At 72.9% G+C, this 26,103-nt stretch carries 18 protein-coding genes and 1 pseudogene; 14 read left to right on the forward strand and 5 right to left on the reverse strand.

Going from position 1 to position 26,103, the window contains the following annotated elements:
- Window positions 1-148: 148 nt before the first annotated feature.
- Window positions 149-1,321, reverse strand: coding sequence for a hypothetical protein (locus AB0Q96_RS18885; protein WP_365326788.1), 1,173 nt, complete (start codon window positions 1,319-1,321; stop codon window positions 149-151).
- Window positions 1,322-1,516: 195 nt separating this feature from the next.
- Window positions 1,517-2,695, reverse strand: a complete 1,179-nt coding sequence (locus AB0Q96_RS18890) for a hypothetical protein (protein WP_365326790.1) — start codon at window positions 2,693-2,695, stop codon at window positions 1,517-1,519.
- 320 nt (window positions 2,696-3,015) lie between these two features.
- On the opposite strand from AB0Q96_RS18890, the gene AB0Q96_RS18895 reads away from it, so the two are divergent.
- The 5 genes from AB0Q96_RS18895 (at window position 3,016) to AB0Q96_RS18915 (ending at window position 11,655) form a co-directional block, all read left to right on the forward strand.
- Window positions 3,016-4,491 (forward strand): diaminobutyrate--2-oxoglutarate transaminase family protein, encoded by a 1,476-nt coding sequence (locus AB0Q96_RS18895; protein WP_365326792.1) that lies wholly within the window; start codon window positions 3,016-3,018, stop codon window positions 4,489-4,491.
- 74 nt (window positions 4,492-4,565) lie between these two features.
- Window positions 4,566-6,758 (forward strand): IucA/IucC family protein, encoded by a 2,193-nt coding sequence (locus AB0Q96_RS18900; RefSeq protein WP_365326794.1) that lies wholly within the window; start codon window positions 4,566-4,568, stop codon window positions 6,756-6,758.
- A gap of 353 nt (window positions 6,759-7,111) precedes the next feature.
- A complete protein-coding gene (locus tag AB0Q96_RS18905; RefSeq protein WP_365327190.1) occupies window positions 7,112-7,741 on the forward strand; it encodes a GNAT family N-acetyltransferase in 630 nt (209 codons plus the stop codon).
- 60 nt (window positions 7,742-7,801) lie between these two features.
- Complete coding sequence (locus AB0Q96_RS18910; RefSeq protein ID WP_365326796.1) at window positions 7,802-9,622, forward strand: IucA/IucC family siderophore biosynthesis protein; 1,821 nt, start codon at window positions 7,802-7,804, stop codon at window positions 9,620-9,622.
- A gap of 50 nt (window positions 9,623-9,672) precedes the next feature.
- Window positions 9,673-11,655 (forward strand): ATP-dependent DNA helicase, encoded by a 1,983-nt coding sequence (locus AB0Q96_RS18915; protein WP_365326798.1) that lies wholly within the window; start codon window positions 9,673-9,675, stop codon window positions 11,653-11,655.
- A 90-nt stretch (window positions 11,656-11,745) separates the two neighbouring features.
- Here the strand turns inward: AB0Q96_RS18915 and lexA are convergent, their stop codons facing one another.
- Complete coding sequence (gene lexA / locus AB0Q96_RS18920; protein ID WP_046911342.1) at window positions 11,746-12,534, reverse strand: transcriptional repressor LexA; 789 nt, start codon at window positions 12,532-12,534, stop codon at window positions 11,746-11,748.
- 537 nt (window positions 12,535-13,071) lie between these two features.
- Between lexA and nrdR the strand changes: the two genes are divergently transcribed.
- From nrdR to AB0Q96_RS18935, 3 genes are all read left to right on the forward strand, one after another.
- Window positions 13,072-13,581: a transcriptional regulator NrdR gene (gene nrdR / locus AB0Q96_RS18925; RefSeq protein ID WP_329424884.1), complete on the forward strand. Its 510-nt coding sequence runs from the start codon at window positions 13,072-13,074 to the stop codon at window positions 13,579-13,581.
- Window positions 13,582-13,757: 176 nt separating this feature from the next.
- Complete coding sequence (locus tag AB0Q96_RS18930) at window positions 13,758-16,643, forward strand: vitamin B12-dependent ribonucleotide reductase (RefSeq protein WP_365326801.1); 2,886 nt, start codon at window positions 13,758-13,760, stop codon at window positions 16,641-16,643.
- Between the two features lie 185 nt (window positions 16,644-16,828).
- Window positions 16,829-17,557, forward strand: a complete 729-nt coding sequence (locus AB0Q96_RS18935; protein WP_365326803.1) for a DUF6215 domain-containing protein — start codon at window positions 16,829-16,831, stop codon at window positions 17,555-17,557.
- Between the two features lie 42 nt (window positions 17,558-17,599).
- On the opposite strand, the gene AB0Q96_RS18940 is transcribed toward AB0Q96_RS18935, so the two are convergent.
- Window positions 17,600-18,130, reverse strand: a complete 531-nt coding sequence (locus AB0Q96_RS18940) for a TerD family protein (RefSeq protein ID WP_365326805.1) — start codon at window positions 18,128-18,130, stop codon at window positions 17,600-17,602.
- 87 nt (window positions 18,131-18,217) lie between these two features.
- On the opposite strand from AB0Q96_RS18940, the gene AB0Q96_RS18945 reads away from it, so the two are divergent.
- Complete coding sequence (locus AB0Q96_RS18945) at window positions 18,218-19,036, forward strand: arylamine N-acetyltransferase (protein ID WP_365326807.1); 819 nt, start codon at window positions 18,218-18,220, stop codon at window positions 19,034-19,036.
- A gap of 32 nt (window positions 19,037-19,068) precedes the next feature.
- Window positions 19,069-19,674, forward strand: a complete 606-nt coding sequence (locus AB0Q96_RS18950) for a YdbC family protein (RefSeq protein ID WP_365326809.1) — start codon at window positions 19,069-19,071, stop codon at window positions 19,672-19,674.
- A gap of 209 nt (window positions 19,675-19,883) precedes the next feature.
- Here AB0Q96_RS18950 and AB0Q96_RS18955 read toward each other — a convergent pair.
- Window positions 19,884-20,501 (reverse strand): annotated as a pseudogene (locus tag AB0Q96_RS18955) (TetR/AcrR family transcriptional regulator C-terminal ligand-binding domain-containing protein); the annotation flags it as partial.
- 113 nt (window positions 20,502-20,614) lie between these two features.
- Between AB0Q96_RS18955 and AB0Q96_RS18960 the strand changes: the two are divergent.
- From AB0Q96_RS18960 to AB0Q96_RS18975, 4 genes are all read left to right on the forward strand, one after another.
- Window positions 20,615-22,225, forward strand: a complete 1,611-nt coding sequence (locus AB0Q96_RS18960; RefSeq protein ID WP_365326811.1) for an ABC-F family ATP-binding cassette domain-containing protein — start codon at window positions 20,615-20,617, stop codon at window positions 22,223-22,225.
- Window positions 22,226-22,258: 33 nt separating this feature from the next.
- Window positions 22,259-22,918, forward strand: coding sequence for a histidine phosphatase family protein (locus AB0Q96_RS18965; protein ID WP_365326813.1), 660 nt, complete (start codon window positions 22,259-22,261; stop codon window positions 22,916-22,918).
- A 12-nt stretch (window positions 22,919-22,930) separates the two neighbouring features.
- Window positions 22,931-23,842: an ADP-ribosylglycohydrolase family protein gene (locus tag AB0Q96_RS18970; protein WP_365326815.1), complete on the forward strand. Its 912-nt coding sequence runs from the start codon at window positions 22,931-22,933 to the stop codon at window positions 23,840-23,842.
- A gap of 509 nt (window positions 23,843-24,351) precedes the next feature.
- The gene (locus AB0Q96_RS18975; protein WP_365326817.1) at window positions 24,352-26,031 is read left to right on the forward strand and encodes a DUF4173 domain-containing protein; all 1,680 of its coding nucleotides are present in this window, start codon (window positions 24,352-24,354) and stop codon (window positions 26,029-26,031) included.
- Window positions 26,032-26,103 lie beyond the last annotated feature (72 nt).

The raw sequence follows: 26,103 nt of genomic DNA on the forward strand, positions 1-26,103 counted from the left end.
CCGGCCGTCTCCCTCCCGGGAGGCGGCCGGCGCCTTCTTCCATGTCCCGCACCCGGGGCCGGGCCCCGGGGGTCGACGCCCGGGGACCAGCGTCCCCGGGCGTCAGCATCCTCGGGGATCAGCGTCCTCGGGGATCAGCGCCCTCGGGTCAGCGGGCGAACTTCTTGCTGACCATCTCGTGGGCCGCCTTGGCGCCGCGGCCCAGCTGCGGTCCGGCCAGCCAGCCGTTGCGGCCGGCCGGGCCGATCGAGGTGTTCGACACCAGCGCCGTCGTGCCGTTCGGCAGCACGCGGAACCAGCCGCCGCCGGAGGAGCCACCGGTCATGGTGCAGCCGATCCGGTACATCGTCGGCGTCGCCGGCGCGGTGGTCAGACGGGTGGCGCGGTCCAGGCACTTGTGCATGATCATGCCGTTGTACGGCGGCGCCGCCGGGTAGCCCCAGGCGCCGACCGTGCCGGCCCGCGAGGGCGCCGGCGCGGAGAAGTCGACCGGCAGGGCCACGCCCACGGTCTCCTCAAGGGACTTGCGGCCCCGCTCCGGCTGGACGTGCAGCACGGCGTAGTCGTACGGCCAGGCCTGGTTGGTGCCGCCGCTCCGCAGCCACTCGCCGGAGGTCACGGCCCAGTCGGCCCAGTACTGGCCGTAGGGGTACACCTCGTAGGGCTTGGCGTTGCGCAGCGCGGCCGGCGACTTGCCCAGGTCGTTGAAGGCCGGGACGAAGGTGATGTTGCGGTACCAGCCGCCGCGCTTGCCGGCGTGCACGCAGTGGCCCGCGGTCCACACGAGGTTGGACTTGCCCGGGTGGCGGGGGTCCTTGACGATCGTGCCGGAGCAGACCATCGAGCCCTCGGGCGAGTCGAAGAAGATCTTGCCGACCGGGGCCGCGAAGCGGTGGTACGGCGTCTTCTCGCGCTGCGCCTGGACCGGCCGCGGCACCGGGTCGCTGCCGGAGCTGCCGGCCTGCGCGGTGATCGTCGGGTCGGGGCTCTTGGCCGACTGCATCCGGGCCGGGTCCCAGAGACCGTCGATCACCGGGTTGACGAAGTCCTCCGCCTCCCGGAGCCACTTGTCCTGGTCCCAGTTCTTCCAGTCGCCGTTCTTCCACTGGTCGAGGTCGACGCCGTGCTTCTTCAGCTTGCCGGCGATGTCCTTGGTGAGGTCGGAGCCGGAGCCGGCACCGTCCTCGGCGGGAGTGGAGGCGGCGGGCTTGTCGGCGGGCTTGTCGGCCGCCGGGGTCTCGGTCGGACCACAGGCCGTGGCGGTCAGCGCGAGCGCCGCCGCCAGGGCCGTGAGGCCGGGCAGAAGTCGTATGGAACGCATGAAGTGTTGTCCCCCTGGGATGTTCTGCGCGTCCGGTCTCGTCCGGCCGTCGGCCGTGGCCCTCGGGGCCCGCGGGCGGCCGCCGGGGCGGAGGAACCCGCTCCGGATTGCCATGGACGCGTCACTAGCGGTGCACAGTATGCCCGTACGGAAGGGCGGGACCCGAACGGGTCCCGCCCTCCTGCGTTCACGGGGTCAGCGGTTCGCGTACTTCTTGCTGACGCCCTGGTAGATCGTCTTGGCCTCGGTGCCGAGTCGCGGACCGGCCAGCCAGCCCGCCGTCACCGGCCCGATCGAGGTGTTCGACACCAGCGCCGGCTTGCCGTCCTGGCCCGCGGCCACCCAACCGCCGCCGGACGAACCGCCGGTCATGGTGCAGCCGATCCGGTACATCGTCGGCTGCTCGGACTTCACCGAAAGACGGCCCGGCTTGTCCTGGCACTGGAACATCTTCTGCCCGTCATAGGGCGGACCCGCCGGGAAGCCGGTCGCGGTCATGTCCGCGATCTTCGGCACGGCCGGGGCGTTGAACTCCACCGGGAGCGCCGAACCGACGGTCTCCTCCAGGGACTTGCCGGTCGAGCCCTTCTCCGGCGTCACGTGCAGCACCGCGAAGTCGTACGGCGCGCCCTGGCCGCCGGTCTGCCCGCCCTGGTCGATCCACTGGTCGGAGGTCTGCGCCCAGTCGCTCCACCACACGCCGTACGGCGCGATCTCCTCGCGGGTCGCCTTCTCCAGCTCGGCCGTCGGCTTCCCGGCGTTGTTGTACGAGGGGACGAAGGCGATGTTGCGGTACCAGCCGCCCTTCTTGCCCGCGTGCACGCAGTGACCGGCCGTCCAGACCATGTTGGACTTGCCCGGGTGCGCCGGGTCCCGCACGACCGTCGCCGAGCAGACCATCGAGCCCTCGGGGCCGTCGAAGAAGACCTTGCCGGAGGCGGGCGCGGTCGAGTGGTAGGGCGCCTTGACGGACGTGGCCCTCACCGGGTCCGGCGTCGGGTCGGTCACGCCCTTGTCACCGGAGATGTCCTCGTCCTTGACCGGCTTGTCCGGGCGCTCGGCGTCCCGCATCCGGTCCGGGTCCCAGAGGTCCTCGATGATCGGGTTGACGTAGTCCTTGGCCTCACGCAGCCACTTGTCCCGGTCCCAGTTCTTCCACTCGCCGTTGCGCCACTTGTCCAGGTCGATCCCGTGGTCCTTGAGGCGCTGCTTCAGGTCGTCCGGAATCGTGATCTTGCCGCCCGCGGTCGGGTCCGCGGAGACGCTGGGCTTGTCACCCCCCGCGTTGTCCTCGGTCGGACCGCAGGCCGTCGCCGTCAGCGTCAGTGCCGCGACGGCGGATGCTGCGGCCAGCATCGGACGAATCGATCGCATCTCGTGATCCCCCTGGGACTACGTCTACTTGTGCATCAGTGAACAGTGGCGGCACGAACGGGCCGTGCCATGTGAAGCCCCCACTATGCCGGTGCCGGAGGGGACGGCAGGACCCAGGTCCGCGGTTCCGGTCCCCCACAGCCTTTGCCGGTCCGTGATCCGGGACACGCCAAGGAACTTGCCCGCCGCCCGTGATCCCCGGCAGGCCCGGTCGTTGGTACATACGGGGGACACAACGGCGGTGTCCGAGACGCCTCTTGGAGTGGCCCTGCAACGTACCGATGTGCAACGCAACCGTTACAGCGGGAGGACTCCGAGCCGTGGCCGTGACCGAACCAGCTCCGGCCGTGACGCCGGCCGAGCGGACCTGCGACGCCCCCCGGGACGCGACCGGCGGCGGGACCCGCTGCGACCACCGGGACGGACCCCTGGGCGAGCCGCGCGCTACCGGTGAAGCGGGCGCCCACGAAGGCATCCTGCGCCGCCAGGCACAGCGCGAGTCCGCGGCCCGCACCTACGCGCGCTCCCTGCCGATCGTCCCCGTGCGCGCCCGCGGACTCACCATCGAGGGCGCCGACGGGCGCCGCTACCTGGACTGCCTCTCCGGCGCGGGCACCCTGGCACTCGGCCACAACCACCCCGTCGTCCTCGAAGCCATCCGCAAGGTCCTCGACTCGGGCGCCCCCCTGCACGTCCTGGACCTGGCCACGCCCGTCAAGGACGCCTTCACCACCGAACTCTTCGCCACGCTCCCGGCCGGTCTCGCCGACGACGCCCGGATCCAGTTCTGCGGACCGGCCGGCACGGACGCCGTCGAGGCCGCCCTCAAACTCGTCCGCGCCGCCACCGGCCGCGACGGCGTGCTCGCCTTCAGCGGCGCCTACCACGGCATGACCGCCGGCGCCCTCGCCGTCTCCGGCGGCGCCACCGACGTCCGCGTCGCCCGCCTGCCCTACCCGCAGGACTACCGCTGCCCCTTCGGCGTCGGCGGCGAGCGCGGCGCCGAACTGGCCGCCCGCTGGACGGAGACCGCGCTCGACGACCCCAAGAGCGGCGTCCCGGCACCCGCCGGGATGATCCTCGAACCCGTCCAGGGCGAGGGCGGCGTCATCCCCGCCCCCGACAGCTGGCTGCGCCGCATGCGGGAGATCACCGCGGCCCGCTCCATCCCGCTCATCGCCGACGAGGTCCAGACCGGCGTCGGCCGCACCGGCACCTTCTGGGCCGTCGAGCACAGCGGCGTCGTCCCCGACGTGATGGTCCTCTCCAAGGCCATCGGCGGCTCCCTCCCGCTCGCCGTCGTCGTCTACCGCTCCGCGCTCGACACCTGGCGGCCGGGCGCCCACGCGGGCACCTTCCGCGGCAACCAGCTCGCCATGGCCGCGGGCGCCGCCACCCTCGCGTACGTCCGCGAGAACGGGCTCGCCGCCCGCGCCGGCGTCCTCGGCGCCCGCATGCTCGGACAGCTCCAGGGCCTCGCGGGCGCCCACCCCTGCGTCGGTGACGTCCGGGGCCGCGGCCTGATGATCGGCGTCGAGGTGGTCGACCCCGAGGCGGAGCGCCCCGACGACCTCGCCCCGCCGCCGGACCCCGCCCTCGCCGTCGAGTTGCAGCGCCAGTGCCTCGACCGGGGACTCATCGTCGAACTCGGCGGACGCCACAACGCGGTCGTCCGGCTGCTGCCCCCGCTCACCCTCACCGACGAGCAGGCGGCCGCCGTCCTCGACCGCTTCGCCGACGCCCTCGCCGCCGCCGAACGGGCCCACCGGGCCCGCCCGTCCGGGCCGACCCGCTGAGTCCGGGCACCCCCACCGGACACGGACCGACCCGCCCGGCCGCCTCACCCGGCCCCGTCCCCAAGGAAGCCTCAGTGAACCCCACTCCCGCCTCCGACCCCTCCGGCACCCCGAGCGCCCCGCTCACCGCCGAGCCCACCGTCCCGCGCCAGTACCCGGGCCCGACCGCGGGCACCCACGCCGGGGCGCCGGTGGGCACCCATGCCGGGACACCGGTCGGGGCGCACGCCGGAGCACCGACGGGCACCCATGCCGGGACACCGGTGGCGGCGCACGCCGGGTCCTGCGCGCCCTGCTCGACCTCCGGGTCCGCCGCCGTGGACGAGTGGTCCGCGGGGTCCACTGTTCCGGCGGGGGCCGCCGTCCCGGCGGGGTCCACCGCTCCGGTTGGGGCCACCGTCCCCGTCGGGTGCACCGCGCCGACTCTGGTCGGCGCGCCCGCCGCGCCCGCCGGGTGCGGCGGAGCCACCGCGTCGGCCGAGCTCGCCGCGTCCGCCGAGCTCGCCGGGTCGGCCGGGTCGGCCGGCACCCCGGACCCGCTGGACGACCCCGACCCCCGGCGGGCCGCCGACCTTGCCGCCGTCGAGAACCTGCTGCGCTGCTGGGTACGGGAGAAGAACCTCAAGGCCCCCGGAACGGACGCCGGTTCCGGCCCCGCCACCCTCCGCATCCCGCTGGACGCCTCCGGCACGGCCCTCCTCGTCCCCGTCCGTTACTGGTCGCCCACCGGCTGGCACCGCTTCGACGCCTCCACATTCGAGGGCCTCCCGGCCAGCGCCCCGACCGTCGACGCCGTCACGGTCGCCGCGCTGCTCAGCCGCGAGACCGGCCGCCCCGAGGGCACCGAACTCGTCGGCCGCGTCGCCGACTCCGCCCGCCGGACCGCCGACTTCATCGCCGAACGCCGCCGCGACCCGCTGCCCGGCCCCGAGGCCGACCTGTTCCTCAGCGCCGAGCAGTCGCTCCTGCTCGGCCACCCGCTCCACCCCACCCCCAAGAGCCGCGAAGGGCTCTCCGACGCCGAGGCCCGGCTCTACTCACCCGAGTCGCACGGTTCCTTCCCCCTCCACTGGATGGGCGTCGACCACCGCCTCCTCGCCACCGACTCGGCCTGGACCGAACAGGGCCGCCCGGTCGCCGCCGCCCAGCTCACCGCCGCCCTCGCCGACGGCCTCGACCTGCCCCCCGGCACCGCCGCCCTGCCGCTCCACCCCTGGCAGGCCCGTGAACTCCGGCACCGCCCCGCCGTCGCCGCCCTCCTCGACGAGGGCCTCCTCCACGACCTCGGCGCCCACGGCGCCCCCTGGCACCCGACGTCCTCCGTCCGTACCGTGCACCGCCCCGGCGCCCGCGCCATGCTGAAGCTCTCCCTCGGCGTACGGATCACCAACTCCCGCCGCGAGAACCTGCGCAAGGAACTCCACCGCGGCGTCGAGGTGCACCGGCTGCTGCGCACCGGCCTGGTCGACGAGTGGCAGGCCGCCCACCCCGGCTTCGACATCGTCCGCGACCCGGCCTGGCTCGCGGTCGACACCCCCGAAGGCGAAGCCGTCCCCGGATTCGACGTGATGATCCGGCACAACCCCTTCGCCGCCGGCGACGACGCCGTGTGCCTCGCCGCCCTCACCTCACCGCGACCGCGGCCCGGCTCCGCCCGGATGAGCTCGCGCCTCGCCGAGGTCGTGAGCCGGCTCGCCACCCGTACCGGACGCCCCACCACGGCGGTGGCCACCGAGTGGTTCCTGCGCTACCTCGACCTCGTGGTCCGCCCCGTGCTCTGGCTCGACGGCCAGGCCGGCGTCGCCCTGGAGGCCCACCAGCAGAACACTCTGGTCCTCCTGGACCCCGAGGGCTGGCCCGTCGGGGGCCGCTACCGCGACAACCAGGGCTACTACTTCCGCGAGTCCCGCCGCGACGAGCTCGAAGGCCGGCTCCCCGGCATCGGGAAGGCCAGCGACACCTTCGTCTCCGACCAGGTCACCGACGAACGCTTCGCCTACTACCTCGGGATCAACAACATCCTCGGCCTGATCGGCGCCTTCGGCGCGCAGCGGCTGGCCGACGAGCGCGTCCTGCTCGCCGCCCTGCGCCAGTTCCTCGCCGCCTCGACCAGCCTCGGCTCACCGCTCCCGCACCGGCTCCTGGAGGCCGCGACCCTGCGCTGCAAGGCCAACCTCCTCACCCGCCTCCACGGCCTCGACGAACTGGTCGGCCCGGTCGACACCCAGTCCGTGTACGTCGCCATCACCAACCCACTGCGCGCCTGAACCGGCCCCGACGGCCCGCCTGCCCCATCCCGGATCGCCCGACCGCCTGACCCACCTCGCCGTGCCTGACCCGCCCCCGGACCGTACGACCGCCTGACCCGCCCCCCTGGACCGTACGACCGCCCGACCCGCTCCGGACCGTACGACCGCCCGACCCGCCCCCGCCCGGCCCCCACCGAGCCCCCGCCCCACAGATCCCGTCCGCCCCACGGGTCCCACCGCACCCACCACCGCCCCGCCGAGAGGAGAGCGCCCCCGTGCCTCCCACCGAAGCGCACCCCGGCACCGAGGCCGCAGGCCCCGCACCCGGCACCGGCACCCAGCCGGGCCCCGACGACACCCTGGACCTGCACCTGCCCGAGGAGCTCCTGGCGCTCCTGGCCGCCGACCCGCCGGGCAGGGGCGCCGGCGACGACCTGCTCGACCGCGTCGCCGACTGGCGGCCGGCCGACACGCCCGTGGGGCGCTTCCAGCTCGTCCCCGTCCGGCTCGACCGCGACCTGCCGCTCGTCGCCCGGTGGATGAACGACCCCGCCGTCGCCGCGTTCTGGGAACTCGCCGGCCCCCCGGAGGTCACCGCCGACCACATCCGCGCCCAACTCGACGGCGACGGGCGCAGCGTCCCCTGCCTCGGCGTCCTCGACGCCACGCCGATGAGCTACTTCGAGATCTACCGGGCCGACCTCGACCCGCTCGCCCGCCACTACCCGGCGCGCCCGCACGACACCGGGATCCACCTGCTCGTCGGAGGCGTCGCCGACCGGGGCCGGGGGGTCGGTACCACCCTCCTGCGCGCCGTCGCCGACCTCGTCCTCGACCACCGGCCCCGGTGCGCCCGGGTCCTCGCCGAACCCGACCTGCGCAACACGCCCTCCGTGGCCGCCTTCCTCGGCGCCGGCTTCCGCCTGTCCGCCGAGGTCGAGCTCCCCGACAAGAGGGCCGCGCTCATGGTCCGCGACCGCGCCCTGCGCCATCTCCTGTGAACAGCCACTGACTCGCACCCACCGCCCGACCCACGGCGGTGCCCACCCCGAGGAGTCCTCGTGTCGACGTCCCCTGCACCCCATGACTCCGCACAGCCCGCGCCGCAGGCCCTCTGCGGACCGCCCGAACTGAACCCCGTCGCCTGGAACCGGGCGTCCGCCCGCCTGCTGGCCAAGGCCATCGCCGAGTTCTCGTACGAGGAGGTCATCGAACCCCTACCCGCCGGGCCCGGCGGGGACGAGGGCCGGCCGAGCCCGTACACGCTCACCCTCGACGACGGCGGCACGCTCGCCTTCACCGCCCGCCGCGGCGCCTACGGCGGCTGGCGCGTCGACCCCGGCTCGATCACCGTCGACGGCAGGCCCGCCATCGACCCGCTGGACTTCCTGGTCCGCGCCCGCCGGCTGCTGGGCCTCGACGGCGCCACCCTCGGGCACCTCATCCGTGAGCTCACCACCACCCTCGCCGCCGACGCCCGGCTCGACCACACCGCGCTCGCCGCCGCCGCCCTCGCCGACCTCGGCTACGCGGAACTCGAAGGCCACCAGACCGGCCACCCGTGGCTCGTGCTCAACAAGGGCCGGATCGGCTTCTCCGCCACCGACGCCGCCCGCTGGGCCCCCGAGGCCCGCCGCCCGGCCCGCCTGCCGTGGATCGCCGTCAGCAGCCGGATCGCCGCCTACCGAGGGGTCGCCGGCCTCGACACCCCCGAGCTGCTCTACGCCGGCGAGCTCGACCCCGAGGTCCGCGAGGGCTTCCACGCCACGCTGCGCGCCCGCGGCCTCGACCCCGACGGCTACCTCCTGCTGCCGGTCCACCCCTGGCAGTGGGACGAGGTCCTGCTCCCGCTGTACGCCCCGGCCATCGCCTCCGGGGCCCTGGTGCCGCTCACCGAGGACGCCGACCTGCGCCTGCCGCAGCAGTCGATCCGTACCTTCCTCAACACCAGCCGCCCCGACCGGCACACCGTCAAACTGCCGCTGTCCGTCCTCAACACCCTGGTCTGGCGCGGCCTGCCCACCGAGCGCACCCTCGCCGCCCCGGCGGTCACCGCCTGGGTGCACGGTCTGCGGGACGCCGACCCCTTCCTCCGCGACGAGTGCGGGGTGATCCTCCTCGGCGAGGTCGCCTCCGTCACCGTCGAGCACCCGCTGTACGACCGGCTGCCGGAAGTGCCGTACCAGTACAAGGAGCTCCTGGGCGCGATCTGGCGCGAACCCCTGCGGCTGCCGCCGGGGGAGCGCGCCCGCACCCTCGCCGCGCTGCTGCACACCGACCCCGAGGGCCGGGCCTTCGTCGCCGAGCTCGTCGGACGCTCCGGGCTCGCCCCCCGCGTCTGGCTCCAGCGCCTCTTCGCCGCGATGATGCCGCCGCTGCTGCACTTCCTCTACCGGTACGGCACGGTCTTCTCCCCGCACGGGGAGAACGCGATCGTCGTCTACGACGCCCAGGACGTGCCCGTACGCCTGGCGATCAAGGACTTCGTCGACGACGTGAACATCAGTGCCCACCCGCTGCCCGAGCACGACACCATGCCGGACGACGTACGGGCCGTGCTGCTCACCGAGGAGCCCGACTTCCTCACCCAGTTCATCCATTCGGGCCTCTTCGTCGGTGTCTTCCGCTATCTGGCCCCCCTGTACGAGGAACAACTGGGCGTGCCGGACGCGGAGTTCTGGACCCTGCTGCGGGCCGAGGTCCTCCGCTATCAGGCGCGCTTCCCCGAGCTGAAGGAACGCTTCGAGCTGTTCGATCTCCTGGTGCCCCGGATCGAGCGCCTCTGTCTCAACCGGAACCGGCTCCACCTGGACGGCTACCGCGACCGGCCCGAGCGCCCCCACGCGGCCGTCCACGGCACCGTCCCGAACCCACTCGCGTGATCACGGGGGAGGGACCGGCTGTCGGTGCCGACCCGTAGGCTGGAAGCGCTATGACGAAGCCATCCCTCCCCGACCTCCTCCACGCCGCCGTCGCCGCCGTCGGCGGTGTGGAGCGCCCCGGCCAGGTCACCATGGCCGAGGCCGTGACCGAGGCCATCGACGACGGTTCCCACCTCCTCGTCCAGGCCGGCACCGGCACCGGTAAATCCCTCGGCTATCTCGTTCCGGCGCTGGCGCAGGGGGAGCGGGTGGTCGTCGCGACGGCGACGCTGGCCCTCCAGCGCCAGCTCGTCGAGCGCGACCTCCCGCGGACCGTCGACGCCCTGCACCCGCAGCTGCGCCGCCGTCCGGAGTTCGCCATGCTCAAGGGCCGGTCGAACTACCTGTGCCTGCACCGCCTGCACGAGGGCGTCCCGCAGGACGAGGAGGACGGCCTCTTCGACCCCTTCGAGGCGGCCGCCCCCACCAGCAAGCTGGGCCAGGACCTGCTGCGGCTGCGGGACTGGTCCGACGAGACGGAGACCGGCGACCGGGACGACCTGACGCCGGGCGTCTCCGACCGGGCCTGGGCACAGGTCTCGGTCTCCTCGCGCGAGTGCCTGGGCGCGAGCAAGTGCGCGTACGGCCCGGAGTGCTTCGCCGAGGCGGCCCGCGAGCGGGCCAAGCTGGCCGAGGTCGTCGTCACCAACCACGCCCTCCTCGCCATCGACGCCATCGAGGGCGCGCCGGTGCTGCCGCAGCACGAGGTGCTGATCGTCGACGAGGCCCACGAGCTGGTCTCCCGGGTGACCGGCGTCGCCACCGGCGAGCTCACGCCCGGGCAGGTCAACCGGGCGGTGCGCCGGGCGGCGAAGCTGGTCGACGAGAAGACCGCCGACCAGCTGCAGACCGCGGCCGAGGGCTTCGAGCGGCTGATGGAGCTGGCCCTGCCGGGCCGCCTGGAGGAGATCCCGGAGGACCTGGGGTACGCGCTGATGGCGCTCCGCGACGCCTCCCGCGCGGTGATCACGGCCCTCGGCACCACCCGCGACCGCGCGGTGCAGGACGAGGACGCCGTCCGCAAGCAGGCCATGGCGTCCGTGGAGTCCGTCCACGGGGTCGCCGAGCGGATCACCCAGGGCTCGGAGTACGACGTCGTCTGGTACGAGCGGCACGACCGCTTCGGCGCCTCCCTGCGGGTCGCCCCGCTCACCGTCTCGGGGCTGCTGCGGGAGAAGCTGTTCGCCGACCGGTCCGTGGTCCTCACCTCCGCCACCCTCAAGCTGGGCGGCGACTTCAACGGGGTGGGCGCCTCGCTCGGGCTCGCGCCCGAGGGCACCACGGGCGACGACCTGCCGGTCTGGAAGGGCATCGACGTCGGCTCGCCGTTCGACTACCCGAAGCAGGGCATCCTCTACGTCGCCAAGCACCTGAACCGGCCCGCCCGGGACGGCGAGCGCGGCGACATGCTGGACGAGCTGACCGAGCTGATGCAGGCGGCCGGCGGGCGCACACTGGGCCTGTTCTCCTCGATGCGGGCCGCGCAGCAGGCGGCGGAGGAGCTGCGGACCCGGATTCCCGAGCTGCCGATCCTGCTCCAGGGCGAGGACACCCTCGGCGAGCTGATCAAGAACTTCGCGGCCGATCCGAAGACCTGTCTCTTCGGCACGCTCTCGCTGTGGCAGGGCGTCGACGTCCCCGGAGCGAGCTGCCAGCTCGTCGTGATGGACAAGATCCCCTTCCCGCGCCCCGACGACCCGCTGATGAGCGCGCGCCAGAAGGCCGTGGAGGACGCCGGTGGCAACGGCTTCATGGCGGTCGCGGCGACGCACGCGGCGCTGCTCATGGCGCAGGGCGCCGGCCGTCTGGTCAGGGCCACGGGGGACCGGGGCGTCGTGGCGGTCCTCGACCCGCGGCTCGCGACGGCCCGGTACGGCAGCTATCTGAAGGCCTCGCTGCCGGACTTCTGGTACACCACCGACCGCAACCAGGTGCGGAGGTCGCTGGCGGCGATCGACGCGGCGGCCGCCGACGGGGGCGCGGCGGGGGCGTGACCGGACCGCTGAGGGGCCCTGGAGACACGGCAGGGCCCCGGGACCGGCGCAGTGGGTCCCGGGGCCCGGTTCAGGGCCGACGAGGTGGTGTCACACCCGTCGCAGCACGGCGACGACCTTGCCGAGGATGGTGGCCTCGTCGCCGGGGATCGGCTGGTACGCCGCGTTGTGCGGGAGCAGCCAGACGTGCCCGTCCTCGCGCTTGAAGCGCTTGACCGTGGCCTCGCCGTCGAGCATCGCGGCCACGATGTCGCCGTTCTCGGCGACCGGCTGGCGGCGGACCGTGACCCAGTCCCCGTCGCAGATGGCGGCCTCGATCATCGAGTCACCGACGACCTTGAGGACGAAGAGCTCGCCGTCGCCCACCAGCTGCCGGGGGAGCGGGAAGACGTCCTCGACGGACTCCTCGGCCAGGATCGGGCCACCTGCCGCGATACGCCCGACCAGGGGGACGTAGGAGGCGGCGGGCTTGCCGGTGGTGTCCGTCGGCTGCGTGCTGGGCTGGTCCGAGCCGCGCACCTCGTACGCGCGGGGGCGGTGCGGGTCCCGGCGCAGGAAGCCCTTGCGCTCCAGGGCCATGAGCTGGTGCGCCACGGACGAGGTGCTGGACAGGCCCACGGCCTGTCCGATCTCGCGCATCGACGGCGGGTAGCCGCGACGCTGGACCGAGTCGCGGATGACCTCGATGACCCGGCGCTGCCGGTCGGTGAGGCCGGAGCTGTCGGCCCGGATGCCTGGAGGTCGTCCGGGGAGCGAGCGCGCGGGTCGGCCGGGCTCCTCCCCGTTCATGGCTGCGTCATTCATCGCATGCACCGGCTCGAGTCGGCCCTGGGAGCGGTCCTGGGCAGTGATGGTGGCACTGTCTGCGGTGGTGGTCACGTCGGCGGCCCCTCTCGAATGGTCTCCCTGGCTGGCACAACGGTAGTGGCTTTCGAAAGGTTGCGCCAAACACACGTTCGAGTGAAAAATCGCAGATCGACTTACGCGTGTGCGTACGTGGGTGTATATGCAGCGGCACAGGGCGTGACCGGCGGCCTCCGCCGGCTACGTAGCCGGGGTCACCGAGGCCGCCGAGGCTGCTGGGGTCACGGAGGTCTCAATTCGGTCATTACGGTAACCTTCGGCGCCGGGCCGTGAGCGGCCGGGTGCCTTCCCAGTGTCGCACCGGTGACCCCGGAATCCGCGCAGCCGCGCCCTTCCCGTACCCTCGTGGCCGGTTGGGGACGACGACACGCGCATGGGGTCGAAATCGCGGTCCGACCCAAGATCTAGTGGTTGGATCGCATCTGCCACCCAGAACTAGTGGTCCTCGGTCTGCCGGGGGTCTCCACATCACCTATGCTGGTGGTCGCTTCGAGGGTCTTGACCGGCCCGGTGAGGCGTGTCAGTCGTGCCGTGAGGGAGGGTCGGAAACACATGCACTGCCCCTTCTGCAGGCACCCCGACAGCCGAGTCGTCGACAGTCGCACCACCGACGACGGGACGTCGATCCGACGCCGCCGCCAGTGCCCCGACTGCTCCCGCCGTTTCACCACGGTGGAGACGTGCTCGCTCATGGTGGTCAAGCGTTCGGGAGTCACCGAACCCTTCAGCCGCACCAAGGTCATCTCGGGCGTGCGCAAGGCATGCCAGGGGCGGCCCGTCACCGAGGACGCGCTCGCCAAGCTGGGCCAGCGGGTCGAGGAGGCGGTGCGCGCCACCGGAAGCGCCGAGCTGACCACCCACGACGTGGGGCTGGCCATCCTCGGCCCCCTGCAGGAGCTCGACCTCGTCGCGTACCTGCGCTTCGCGTCCGTTTACAAGGCCTTCAACAGCCTCGAAGACTTCGAGGCCGCCATCACGGAACTCCGTGAGCGGCCTCCTGCTGAGCTGCGCGGGATCGGAGCGACCCCCGAGGTCCCCGTTCCCGCCACCGCCGCCGACTAGATCGGCGGGCCGGACCGGGACGGTCCGGCGACAGGCCGCCGCGCGGCCCGGAAAGACCTGCCCCGAGTGAACCGACAGGTGCTCGTGGCAACTGCACCACAAGACGAGTCACAGAAGGCTGAGCGCTGGAATTTTCCAGGCGCTCCAGCGTGTTTTGCCCGTATATGGGAGGCGGCATGACAGAGACGGCGAGCGGTCCGGCACGTGGTTCCCGCGCCAAGGGAACCAAGGCGGCCAAGGGCCTGCGTATCGAGCGCATCCACACCACCCCCGGCGTGCATCCGTACGACGAGGTGAGCTGGGAGCGCCGTGACGTCGTCATGACCAACTGGCGCGACGGCTCGATCAACTTCGAGCAGCGTGGCGTCGAGTTCCCCGACTTCTGGTCGGTGAACGCGGTCAACATCGTCACCAGCAAGTACTTCCGCGGGGCCGTCGGCACCCCGCAGCGAGAGACCGGTCTCAGGCAGCTCATCGACCGGATCGTGAAGACCTACACGAAGGCCGGCGAGGAGTACGGCTACTTCGCCTCGCCCGCCGACGCCGAGATCTTCGAGCACGAGCTGGCGTACGCCCTCCTGCACCAGATCTTCAGCTTCAACTCCCCGGTGTGGTTCAACGTCGGCACGCCGCAGCCCCAGCAGGTCTCCGCCTGCTTCATCCTGGCCGTCGACGACTCCATGGAGTCGATCCTCGACTGGTACAAGGAAGAGGGCATGATCTTCAAGGGCGGCTCCGGCGCCGGCCTGAACCTCTCCCGTATCCGCTCCTCCAAGGAGCTGCTCTCCTCCGGCGGCAACGCCTCCGGCCCGGTCTCCTTCATGCGCGGCGCCGACGCCTCCGCGGGAACGATCAAGTCGGGTGGCGCCACCCGCCGCGCCGCCAAGATGGTCATCCTCGACGTCGACCACCCGGACATCGAGGACTTCATCGAGACCAAGGTCAAGGAGGAGGAGAAGATCCGCGCCCTCCGTGACGCGGGCTTCGACATGGACCTGGGCGGCGACGACATCACGTCCGTCCAGTACCAGAACGCCAACAACTCCGTCCGCGTGAACGACGAGTTCATGAAGGCCGTCGAGGCCGGCGGGAAGTTCGGTCTGCGCGCCCGCATGACCGGCGAGGTCATCGAGGAGGTCGACGCCAAGTCGCTCTTCCGCAAGATGGCCGAGGCCGCGTGGGCCTGCGCCGACCCGGGCATCCAGTACGACGACACGATCAACCACTGGCACACGTGCCCGGAGTCCGGCCGGATCAACGGCTCGAACCCGTGCAGCGAGTACATGCACCTGGACAACACGTCCTGCAACCTCGCCTCGCTGAACCTGATGAAGTTCCTCAAGGACGACGGCAAGGGCAACCAGTCCTTCGACGTCGAGCGCTTCGCCAAGGTCGTCGAGCTCGTCATCACCGCGATGGACATCTCCATCTGCTTCGCCGACTTCCCCACCCAGAAGATCGGCGAGAACACCCGCGCCTTCCGCCAGCTCGGCATCGGCTACGCCAACCTCGGCGCCCTGCTGATGGCGACCGGCCACGCGTACGACTCCGACGGCGGCCGCGCCCTGGCCGGTGCCATCACCTCGTTGATGACGGGCACCTCGTACAAGCGCTCCGCCGAGCTCGCCGCGGTCGTCGGCGCCTACGACGGCTACGCGCTCAACGCCGAGCCGCACCAGCGCGTCATGCAGCAGCACGCCGACGAGAACACCAAGGCCGTCCACGTGGACGACCTGGACTCGCCGATCTGGGCCGCCGCCACGGAGGCCTGGCAGGACGTGATCCGCCTCGGCGCCAAGAACGGCTTCCGCAACGCGCAGGCCTCGGTCATCGCCCCCACCGGCACCATCGGTCTCGCGATGTCCTGCGACACCACCGGCCTCGAGCCCGACCTCGCCCTGGTCAAGTTCAAGAAGCTGGTCGGCGGCGGCTCGATGCAGATCGTCAACGGCACCGTCCCGCAGGCCCTGCGCCGCCTGGGTTACCAGGAGGAGCAGATCGAGGCGATCGTCGCCCACATCGGCGAGCACGGCAACGTGATCGACGCCCCCGGCCTGAAGACCGAGCACTACGAGGTCTTCGACTGCGCCATGGGCGAGCGTTCCATCTCCGCGATGGGCCACGTCCGCATGATGGCCGCCATCCAGCCGTGGATCTCCGGCGCCCTCTCCAAGACCGTGAACCTGCCGGAGACGGCCACGGTCGAGGACGTCGAGGAGGTCTACTTCGAGGCCTGGAAGATGGGCGTCAAGGCGCTCGCCATCTACCGCGACAACTGCAAGGTCGGCCAGCCCCTCTCCGCCAAGAAGAAGGAGGAGGAGAAGGCCGAGGTCACCGCGAAGTCCGAGGCGACGATCCGCGAGGCCGTCGAGAAGGTCGTCGAGTACCGCCCGGTGCGCAAGCGCCTCCCGAAGGGCCGTCCGGGGATCACCACCTCCTTCACCGTGGGTGGCGCCGAGGGCTACATGACCGCCAACTCCTACCCGGACGACGGTCTCGGCGAGGTCTTCCTGAAGATGTCCAAGCAGGGCTCGACGCTCGCCGGCATGATGGACGCCTTCTCCATCGCGGTCTCCGTCGGCCTCCAGTACGGCGTCCCCCTGGAGACGTACGTCTCGAAGTTCACCAACATGCGCTTCGAGCCGGCCGGCATGACGGACGACCCGGACGTGCGGATGGCGCAGTCGATCGTCGACTACATCTTCCGCCGCCTGGCGCTGGACTTCCTGCCCTTCGAGACCCGCTCCGCGCTCGGCATCCACTCCGCCGAGGAGCGTCAGCGCCACCTGGAGACCGGCTCGTACGAGCAGTCCGAGGACGACGTCGACGTCGAGGGTCTGGCCCAGTCCGCCCCCCGCGCCCAGGAGCCGCAGGCCGTCGTCGCCCCGGTCCGGGTCGAGGTGCCCGCGCCGAAGCAGGCCCACACCTCCGCCGAGCTCGTCGAGATGCAGCTGGGCATCAGCGCGGACGCCCCGCTCTGCTTCTCCTGCGGTACGAAGATGCAGCGCGCCGGCTCCTGCTACATCTGCGAGGGCTGCGGCTCGACCAGCGGCTGCAGCTGACCCGCCCGGGCGGTGCGTGACACACCGCCCCCGCGCGTCTGAACAGCGCCCGAGCAGTGCCTGAGAGGGCGCCGACCACAGGTCGGCGCCCTCTTCCGCGTATCCGCACGGGCGTACCCCGTTTCGCGTACTCGCCGGTAGGCTCGCCGCCGCGTGATGATCACGCGGGTACGACAGGGGGGAACATGAGCGAGGGAACCACCGGTACGGACGGGACGCCGAGCGGGCCGGGCGTGGTGGGGCAGGTGGTCGCCGCGCTGGCCCTGGGGGGCGTTCTGGCCGGCAGCTTCTGGTACATGGCCAAGACCGGGATGGAGGAGGCCGAGGCGCGGGGCCCGGCCGTGTGCACGCCCGCGCACGCTGAGACGCCGGAGCCGAAGCGCACGCGTCCGGCCGGATACATCCCGGGTGACGCGCTCTGTCGGGCGCTGAACAGGCCGGACCTGCCCAGCCTCCTGGGCACTCCCGGCGAGGAGGCGCAGAACGCCTGGGGCAGCGATGGGTGGGTCGGCCTGGCCGGGGGCGCGCAGATCGCGTCGCCCGAGGGCGACGTGCGCTTCACGACGTACTCCGCGAAGCTGTCGGTCTCCTACGACCGCCTCCCGGTCGCCCAGATGGGACAGCTGCTGGGCAGGACGGCGGAGCCGACGCGGGTCCTGGGGCGCCAGGCGGTCCTCTACTCGGACCGGACCATCGCGCTCAAGATCCCGCTCGGCGGCGGTGGCGACGGCAAGGCCGAGACGGGCACCGGCGGCATCGCCCGGCATCTGCTCGTCGCCAAGGACGCGAAGGACGGCGGCGGCTCTTTCGAGATCGTCGTCTGGCGCCAGGACGAGGCGGTCCCCGACGACGCGGCGCTGCTGCGGGTCGCCGAGCGGGTGCTGCCCACCGTTCCCGGCTGGACCGCGCGGTGACGGAAGCGGGGACCGGCCCGACGGGCCGGTCCCCGCGCCGCGTCAGGCGCGCCGCGCCCCCATCTGGGCACCGAAATCGCGCGGATCCGTGTCGAATCCGACGGACAGCGGGCGCAGGGTCCAGCCCTCGACGCCGTCACGGGTGAACTCGGCGACCGTCGCCGCGGTCGCGTCCGCCACGGCCGCGAAGTCGTCCTCCAGCAGGTCCGTGTAGCCCTCGCGCACCAGGACGCCCGTGTGCGCGACCTGGCCGAAGGTGAGCCTGCCCCCGCCCTGCTGGATGGCCACGCCCACCACCACGCGCGCGTAGCGCGGCGCGAGCCTGGTCAGCTCCAGGGTCATCGCCTCGTCGTAGCCGAAGCCCTGCCCCGTACGGCTGTCGCGGTGCAGCGTGATCGTGCCGTCGGGGGACCGGCTGTCGAAGTGCACGAGATAGTCCGGAGGTCCGTAGGGGGCGTCCGCCGTGTAGACCCCCGCGACGAGGTCCAGGTCGTGTGGGGGCGTGCCCATGGGGCTCGGGTCCCACTTGAGCGTCACCTCGGCCTTGCCGACCCCCTTGTTGAGTCCGCTCACCGTGAATCCCCTCTCCCTGTGCGATTCCTGACGACTCGTTCATGGTGTCATGTGGTCAACGTGTCATCGGTCGACGGGGGATGTCGGATGTGGAGCGGGGAAGAGCTGGATCTGGACGCATATCTGGCGCGGATCGGGTACGCGGGGGAGCTCGCCCCGGACCTGCCGACGCTGCGCGCCCTGCACCGGGCGCATGTGCGGGCCATCTCCTTCGAGAACCTCGACGTGGCGCTGGGGCGCCGGATCCCGCTCGATCTCAAGAGCGTCCAGGCCAAGCTGGTGGGCCGGCGGCGCGGCGGCTACTGCTACGAGCAGAACTCGCTCCTCGCGGCCGCCCTGGAACGGATCGGCTTCCAGGTGGCGGGGCGCGGCGCCCGCAACCGGTCGCGCGGGGACGCGCTGACGGCGATCACCCACGCGCTGCTCGTCGTGACGATCGACGGTGAACAGTGGCTCGCCGACGCGGGGTTCGGCTGGCAGGGCCCGCTGGAGCCGATACCGCTGGTCGACGGGGCGCGGGTCGAGCAGGACGGCTGGGTCTTCGGCATCGTGGCGGAGGCCGAGGGCGTCCACCTGCTGCGCTCGCTCCGCCCGGAGGGGTGGGTCGACCTGTACGCGTTCGCCCCGCACTCCGTGTACCCCGTGGACTTCGAGCTGATGAACCACTACAGCTCCAGCCACCCGCGGTCCCGCTTCGTCGGCCAGGTGGTGGTCCTGCGGCCGGGCTCCGAGGTACGCAGGTCCCTCGTCCGGTCCGGCCTGACCTCCATACGCGTCGACGGCACGACCGAGGAACGGACGATCGCGCCCGAGGAGTTGGCCGGGATCCTCGCCGAGCTGTTCGGAATCGAACTGGACGCCGAGGAGGCCGCCCGTCTCGTGCGGCTGCAGTCCGCGGAGATCTGACGGCGCGTCGCTCCGCCCCGTACCATGGCGCGGTGCTGGTCAAGTGGATTCGCTGCACCGTGGTGGACCGTCGAGGGTTCGAGCGGGGGCAGCGGAAATGGGCGGGGCTGCTCGGTGAGCCGGGCTTCCGGGGGCAGGGCGGCGGATGGAGCCGGCGACGGCCCGATGTCGCGCATGTCTTCGCGTTCTGGGAGAGCCGGGCGTTCTACGACTCGTTCATGGCCCGCTCCCATGACCGGCTCGCCGCCACCCAGGCCGGCACCTTCAAGAACGCCCAGGTCAAGCTGTTCGACCACCGCTTCGACGTGAAGACGGGCTTCGAGCCGCGCTTCGCCGACGCCGACGTGGCACGCGTGGCCCACAGCCGCGTCCACGAGGAGCGGGCGGAGCACTTCGCCCTGATGCAGGAGAAGGTGTGGAACCCGGCGATGGCCGGGTCCCCCGGCATGCTCCGGGGGCTTTTCGGGGAGGCTCCGGGGCACGAGTTCCTGGTGCTCTCGATGTGGAACTCGGCCGCCGAGCACGGGAAGTACCGGGTGGAACGGGTGGAACGCCTCGGCCTGCGGGCACAGACCGCGGCCGACGTGGCGGCCCTGACGGGCGACGTGGTGCAGCTCGAATCGTCCTGGGCGGTGTGACCGGCGGGCGGTCCTGACGCGGGTCAGGCGGTCGGAGTGTCGGGCGTCCGCCGGGGCGGCGCGTCGGACGTCCGGGCTGTTGCATCGGACGTCTGTGTTGTCGCGCCGGGGGTCCGCTGGGGCGGCGCGTCGGACATTCGGGCCGCCGCGTCGGACGCCCGGGCCGCCGCGTCGGACGTCTGCTGGGGCGGTGCGTCGGGCTCGGGGACGAACGCGCCCGCCTCGACCGCGGCGAGGACCGTCCGCGCGGCCTCGTCGGCGGCCCGCGCGTCCACCGGTTCGCGGGTGACGAAGAGGCGGAGGAACAGGGGCGCCGACACCGCCCGGACGACCGCGCCCGGGTCCGTACCGGCCGGCGCCTCGCCACGGGCCACGGCCCGGTCCACGACGGGCTCGCAGCGCCGGAAACGCTCCGTGTAGAAGTCGCGCAGCGACTCCGCGGCCCGCTCCGACTGGAACGCGGCGCCCACGAAGGCCGTCGGCGCGGCCGCCTGTGCCGGGTCGGCGAAGGCATCGGTCACCTCGAGGGCCAGCGCGCGCAGATCACCGGCGAGGCTCCCGGTGTCCGGGGCCGCCCACGCGTCCTCGCCGGCGAGCGCCAGCGCGTCCGCGACCATGCCCTCCACGCCGCCCCAGCGCCGGTAGAGCGTCGTCTTGTGCACCCCCGATCGCTCGGCGACGTACTCGACGGTGAGGGCCGGGTATCCGTGCTCGGCCAGGCCGGTCAGGACGGCGTCGCGGACCGCGGCGCGGGTCCGGGCGGTGCGCCCGCCGGGGCGCCTGCTGCCGGGGGCGGGGGACCGCTCTTCCTCGGACGACTCGTTCAATTGCTACTCCCGTTGCGTTAGTCGTGTCGAGTGTGCCACACTCGTAGTAACGCGACATCCGTTGCGTTAAATGGGGTCAGGTCGTTCGCCGTGGCTCCGTACGGAGGTGCCCTTTGCCCACCCAGATCTCTCTTCACGACGTGACCGTCACCCGTGGCGAACGCCTGCTGCTCGACCAGGTCTCGCTCACCGTCCGCCCCGGCGAGCGGATCGGGATCGTGGGCGAGAACGGCGCGGGCAAGTCCACCCTGCTGCGGATACTCGGAGGGCTCGACACGCCTGATTCCGGCGAAGCCGTCACCCTGGCCGACGGCGGCACCCGCCTGCTCGCCCAGACCCCCGAGCTGCCGCCCGGAGCCACCGTCACCGAAGCCGTCGACGCGGCGCTCGCCGAACTGCGGACCATGGAGCGCCGCCTGCGCGCCCTGGAAGCCGGGCTCGGCACCGCCGGCCCACGGACCCTCGGCGAGTACGGCGACCTGCTCACCGCCTTCGAACTGCGCGGCGGATACGAGGCGGACGCCCGCGTCGACAAGGCCCTGCACGCCCTCGGTCTGGCCCACCTCGGCCGGGACCGCCGCCTCGGCAGCCTCTCCGGCGGAGAGCGGGCCAGACTCGGCATCGCCTGCGCGATCGCCGCCGCACCCGAGGTGCTGTTCCTTGACGAGCCGACCAACCACCTGGACGCCCGTGCGCTCGACTGGCTGGAGGACTCCCTCCTCGCCCACCCCGGCACCGTCCTGGCCGTCTCCCACGACCGGGTCTTCCTGGAACGCGTGACCACCGCGATCCTGGAGGTCGACGCCGACCGCCGGACCGTCGTGCGGTACGGCGACGGATACGCGGGCTTCCGCGCCGAACGGGCCGCCGCCAGACACCGCTGGGAGCAGGCCCACGCCGAGTGGTGCGCCGAGACCGCCCGACTCGCCGCCTACACGACGACGACCGCGCTCGGCGTGGCACCCGGCCGGGCCATCAAAGACAACAACAAGATGGCCTACGACCGCGCGGCCGGCCGGGTCCAGGCCTCCGTCTCCGGCCGCGTGCGCAACGCCCAGGAACGCCTGCGCAGGCTCCACGAGGAGCCGGTCCCCGCGCCACCGAAGCCCCTCGCGTTCACCGCACGTCCGGTCGCCGGCCGGACCGAGGGCACGCTGCTCGCCCTCGACGGCGTCCGGGTCGCCGACCGCCTCCGCGTCGACGCCCTGACCGTCGACGCGGGCGACCGGCTGCTGATCCACGGGGACAACGGGGCGGGCAAGTCCACCCTGCTCCGCGTCATGGCGGGCCTGACCGAGCCCGACACAGGCCGGGTCACCCGCCGTGGACGCACCGCGTTCCTCGCCCAGGAGATACCGGCACACCGCCCGGCCGAGCGCCTCCTCGCCACCTTCGGCCGCGGACTCCCGCTCACCGAGGACGAGCAGGCCGAACTGCTCCTCTCCTACGGACTGTTCCGCCCCGCCGACCTGCGGGTCCCGGTCGGCAGCCTCTCCGCCGGGCAGCGCCGCCGCCTGGCACTCGCCCGCCTCCTTGCTCGCCCCGCCGACCTCCTGCTCCTCGACGAACCGGCCAACCACCTGGCCCTCGGACTCGTCGAGGAACTGGAGGAGGCGCTGGAGCAGTGGCCGGGCGCCGTGGTCGTCGTCTCCCACGACCGCGAACTGCGCCGCCGGTTCACCGGGCGGATACGCCGGATGGACTCCGGACACCTGGTCGACTGAGCCCGCCGCGGCGGGGCGATCTAGGGTCGACCCATGGCACGACCGCGGCGCATCGTCCTCGTACGGCACGGAGAATCCGAGGGCAATGCCGATGACACGGTGTACGAGAGGGAGCCCGACCACGCACTCCGGCTCACCGAGACCGGATGGCGGCAGGCGGAGGAGACAGGGGGACGGCTGAGGGAACTCTTCGGGCAGGAACAGGTCAGCGTCTACGTGTCGCCGTACCGGCGGACGCACGAGACCCTGGGCGCCTTCCGGCTCGATCCGGGCAGCGTACGGGTCAGGGAGGAGCCGCGCCTGCGCGAGCAGGACTGGGGCAACTGGCAGGACCGGGAGGACGTACGCCTCCAGAAGGCCTACCGGGACGCGTACGGACACTTCTTCTACCGCTTCGCCCAGGGCGAGTCGGGCGCGGACGTGTACGACCGGGTCGGGGCGTTCCTGGAGAGCCTCTACCGCAGCTTCGAGGCGCCCGACCACCCGCCCAACGTCCTGCTCGTCACCCACGGGCTGACCATGCGGCTGTTCTGCATGCGCTGGTTCCACTGGACGGTCGCCGACTTCGAGTCGCTGTCCAACCCGGGAAACGCGGAGACCAGGACGCTGCTCCTCGGCGAGGACGGGAAGTACCGGCTCGACCGGCCCTTCGAACGCTGGCGTACCCCGGAACCGTACGGCCCCACCGGATAGAGTGGCAGAGCGATGACCGCTGATTCCTCTCCCGACCGGCGCTTCGAACGCGCCCTGGCCAGCCTGCGCGGGCTGTCCGTGGGGGACGCACTGGGCTCCCAGTACTTCGTCCCCGCCCACTATCCCCTCCTGAAGCGGCACGAGCCGCCCACCGGTCCCTGGCAGTGGACCGACGACACCGAGATGGCCTGCTCCGTTCTCGCCGTGCTCGTCACCCACGACCGGATCGACCAGGACGCGCTCGCCGCGTCCTTCGCCCACCACCACGACTTCGACCGCGGCTACGGCCCCGCCGTCAACCGGATGCTCCGGCTGATCCGGGAGGGCGGCGACTGGCGCGAGCTCGCGGCCGCCCTCTTCAAGGGGCAGGGCTCCTGGGGCAACGGCGCCGCCATGCGGATCGCCCCCCTCGGCGCCTGGTACGCCGACGACCCCGAACAGGCGACCCACCAGGCCGAGATCTCCGCCTACACCACCCACCAGCACCGTGAGGCCGTGGTCGGGGCGATGGCCGTCGCCGCGGCCGCCGCGCTCGCCGCGAACCCCTCGGGCCCGCCCACCCCCGAGGCGCTGCTCGACGGCGTCGTCGCCCTGGTCCCGCGCAGCGCCGTCGGGGCCGGCCTGCGCCGGGCCCGCGACATGCTCGACTACGGGGACGCGGCGACGGTCGCCGCGGTGCTGGGCAGCGGCCGGCGCACCAGCGCCCACGACACCGTGCCGTTCGCCCTCTGGTCGGCGGCCCGCTCGCTCGGCGACTTCGAGCGCATGTTCTGGACGACGGCGGCCGTGGGCGGCGACGTCGACACCACCTGCGCCATCGCGGGCGGGGTCGTCGCCACCACCCCGGCCGGGGCGCCCCCGGCCGCCTGGCTGGACCAGACCGAGGAGCTGCCGGCCTGGGTGCCCACCGGAGTGCCCTCGTAACGGATCCCGACGCCGTACCGCCACGGCCTGCGCCGGAGCGGAGTGTCACGGTCCTGCCACAGGGGCCGCCGGGCGGGTTCGCGGGGGCGGGACGCGGTTAGAGTCGGCCACTCCGATGCGCTGATCATGACAAGAGCGCGCCGACGAGACACCCGGCCACGACCGGGCGCCGCCTCCCGGCCGCGCCCGCGGGCGCCGGGCCGGGAGGGGGTCCCGTGACCGACACACCGTCCGCACAGCCACCACAGGACAGCGGAGCGAACGACAACCCGCCGCGGGACGAGCCACCGAGGGTGGGTGACGGGGCGAGGCAGGACACGCCGCCGAGGGTGGGTGACGTGTCGCGGCAGGACGCGCCGCTGAGGAAGGGTGACGGGCCGTCGCAGGACGCGTCTCCGAGGAAGGACGACGGGCCGCAGGGGGACGGCCCACCGAGGGAGGGTGACGGGCCGCAGCGGGACTTGCCGCTGAGGAGGGGTGACGGGCCGTCGCAGGACGCGCCGCAGCCCGTGCGGGCTGCGCCCGCGGTCGCGCCGGCGGCCGGACCCGTCCCCGGCGGCCCGTCGGGCATGCCCGCGGGCTCTCCCGCGCACGCCGTCGCGGCCACGCCGGTCGGTGGGCCGCCGCCGGGGTGGCCCGGCGCGTACGGCTCGCTGCCGCAGCATCCCTGGGCGCCCCCGAGGAAGCCGAGCGCCCCGAGCCGACTACGGCCCCCGGCGCCGGGGGCCGCGACCCCGGCGACGCTCTGGGCGATCGTCGCCACCGCCCTGTTCGCCGCCCTGCTCCTCGGGGACGGGGCGGGGGTGAACCTGCTGCTCGTGGCAGTGCCCGCCACCGTCGCGGGGGCCTTCGCCGCCCGCGCCGCCGGGCGTCGGCTCCGCCCCTGGACCCTCGTCTGGGCCCTCGGCGGTGCCGCCCTGCTCGCCGTCCCCGCACTGAGCGACGCGGGCTGGCCCACCTTCCTCGCGGTCGTCACCGCCATCGGCCTCACCGGCTTCGCCCTGCACGGCGGCCGCGGCTGGTCCAGCATGCTGTTCGGACCCGTCGGCCTCTTCGACTCCGTCGGCGGCGGCATGATGTGGGCCTGGCGCGGGGTCCGCGACCGCGCGGACGGCTCGCGCGGCCGATGGGGCCCGATCCTGCGCACCGGCCTGATCGCCCTCGGCCTGCTGGTCGTCTTCGGCGCCCTGTTCGCCGGCGCGGACGCCGCCTTCGCCGACCTGCTCGGCTCGCTCATGCCCGACATCTCGATCGATCAGGCGCCCTGGCGCACCCTCTGCTTCCTGCTGGGCCTGCTCGGCGCCATCGCCGTCGCCCGCACGGCAGCCGCCCCGCTCCGCTGGGACCGCCTGGCGTTCACCCCCGGCAAGCCCCGCGGCCGACTGGAGTGGGCCCTCCCGCTCATCGTGCTGAACCTGCTGTTCGCCGCCTTCAACGCGATCCAGCTCGCCGTACTCTTCGGCGGCTACGACAAGGTGCTCAGCGAGACCGGCCTGACGTACGCGGAGTACGCGCGCCAGGGCTTCTGGCAGCTGCTCACGGCGACGCTCCTCACCCTCGCGGTGATCGGCCTGGCGCTGCGCTGGGCACCGCGTACCGACGCGGGGGACCGACGGCTCGTGCGGAGCGTGCTCGGCACCCTGTGCGTCCTCACCCTCGTCGTCGTCGCCTCCGCACTGCGCAGGATGGACCTGTACGTGGACGCGTACGGCCTGACCCGGTTGCGGATCTCCGTCGCCACCATGGAGATCTGGCTGGGCGTCGCCCTCCTGCTGATCATGGCTGCCGGGATCTGGGGCGCCCGCCTGCTGCCCCGCGCGCTCGCCGCCAGCGCGGCCGGGTTCGTCCTGGTCTTCGGCCTGATCCAGCCGGACGCCGTCATCGCCCGGCAGAACGTCGACCGGCACGAACGACTCGGCAAGATCGACGTGAACTACCTCGAAGGGCTCTCGGCCGACGCCGTCCCCGCCCTCGACCGGCTCCCCGAACCCCTGCGCTCCTGCGCGCTCGTCGACATCGACACCCGGCTCCGCGAGGACGAGGGAGGCTGGGCGTCCACCAGCCTGGCCGAGACCAGGGCCAGGGAGATCCTCGACGCGCACCCCCTGACCCGTACCGCCGACGAATGCGGCCCGCCCGACCGCGAGGAGGGCTACGACCCGGACGCCGACCCGTACGGCGCCCCCTGACCCATGGACCGCCTTCCAGGTCGCTCCTGCGCACCCGGATCACGGTCACCGCGGTCACGAACGCGACCAGCG

Origin of the sequence: Streptomyces sp. NPDC093111 (assembly GCF_040683955.1) — a bacterium.
GTDB lineage: Bacteria > Actinomycetota > Actinomycetes > Streptomycetales > Streptomycetaceae > Streptomyces.

Excerpts from the sequence above, each read along its gene's own strand:
- AB0Q96_RS18885 (WP_365326788.1), bottom strand. The coding sequence starts at position 1,321 with ATGCGTTCCATACGACTTCTGCCCGGCCTCACGGCCCTGGCGGCGGCG.
- AB0Q96_RS18890 (WP_365326790.1), bottom strand. The coding sequence starts at position 2,695 with ATGCGATCGATTCGTCCGATGCTGGCCGCAGCATCCGCCGTCGCGGCA.
- AB0Q96_RS18915 (WP_365326798.1), top strand. The coding sequence starts at position 9,673 with ATGACGAAGCCATCCCTCCCCGACCTCCTCCACGCCGCCGTCGCCGCC.
- nrdR (WP_329424884.1), top strand. The coding sequence starts at position 13,072 with ATGCACTGCCCCTTCTGCAGGCACCCCGACAGCCGAGTCGTCGACAGT.
- AB0Q96_RS18930 (WP_365326801.1), top strand. The coding sequence starts at position 13,758 with ATGACAGAGACGGCGAGCGGTCCGGCACGTGGTTCCCGCGCCAAGGGA.
- AB0Q96_RS18935 (WP_365326803.1), top strand. The coding sequence starts at position 16,829 with ATGAGCGAGGGAACCACCGGTACGGACGGGACGCCGAGCGGGCCGGGC.
- AB0Q96_RS18945 (WP_365326807.1), top strand. The coding sequence starts at position 18,218 with ATGTGGAGCGGGGAAGAGCTGGATCTGGACGCATATCTGGCGCGGATC.
- AB0Q96_RS18965 (WP_365326813.1), top strand. The coding sequence starts at position 22,259 with ATGGCACGACCGCGGCGCATCGTCCTCGTACGGCACGGAGAATCCGAG.
- AB0Q96_RS18970 (WP_365326815.1), top strand. The coding sequence starts at position 22,931 with ATGACCGCTGATTCCTCTCCCGACCGGCGCTTCGAACGCGCCCTGGCC.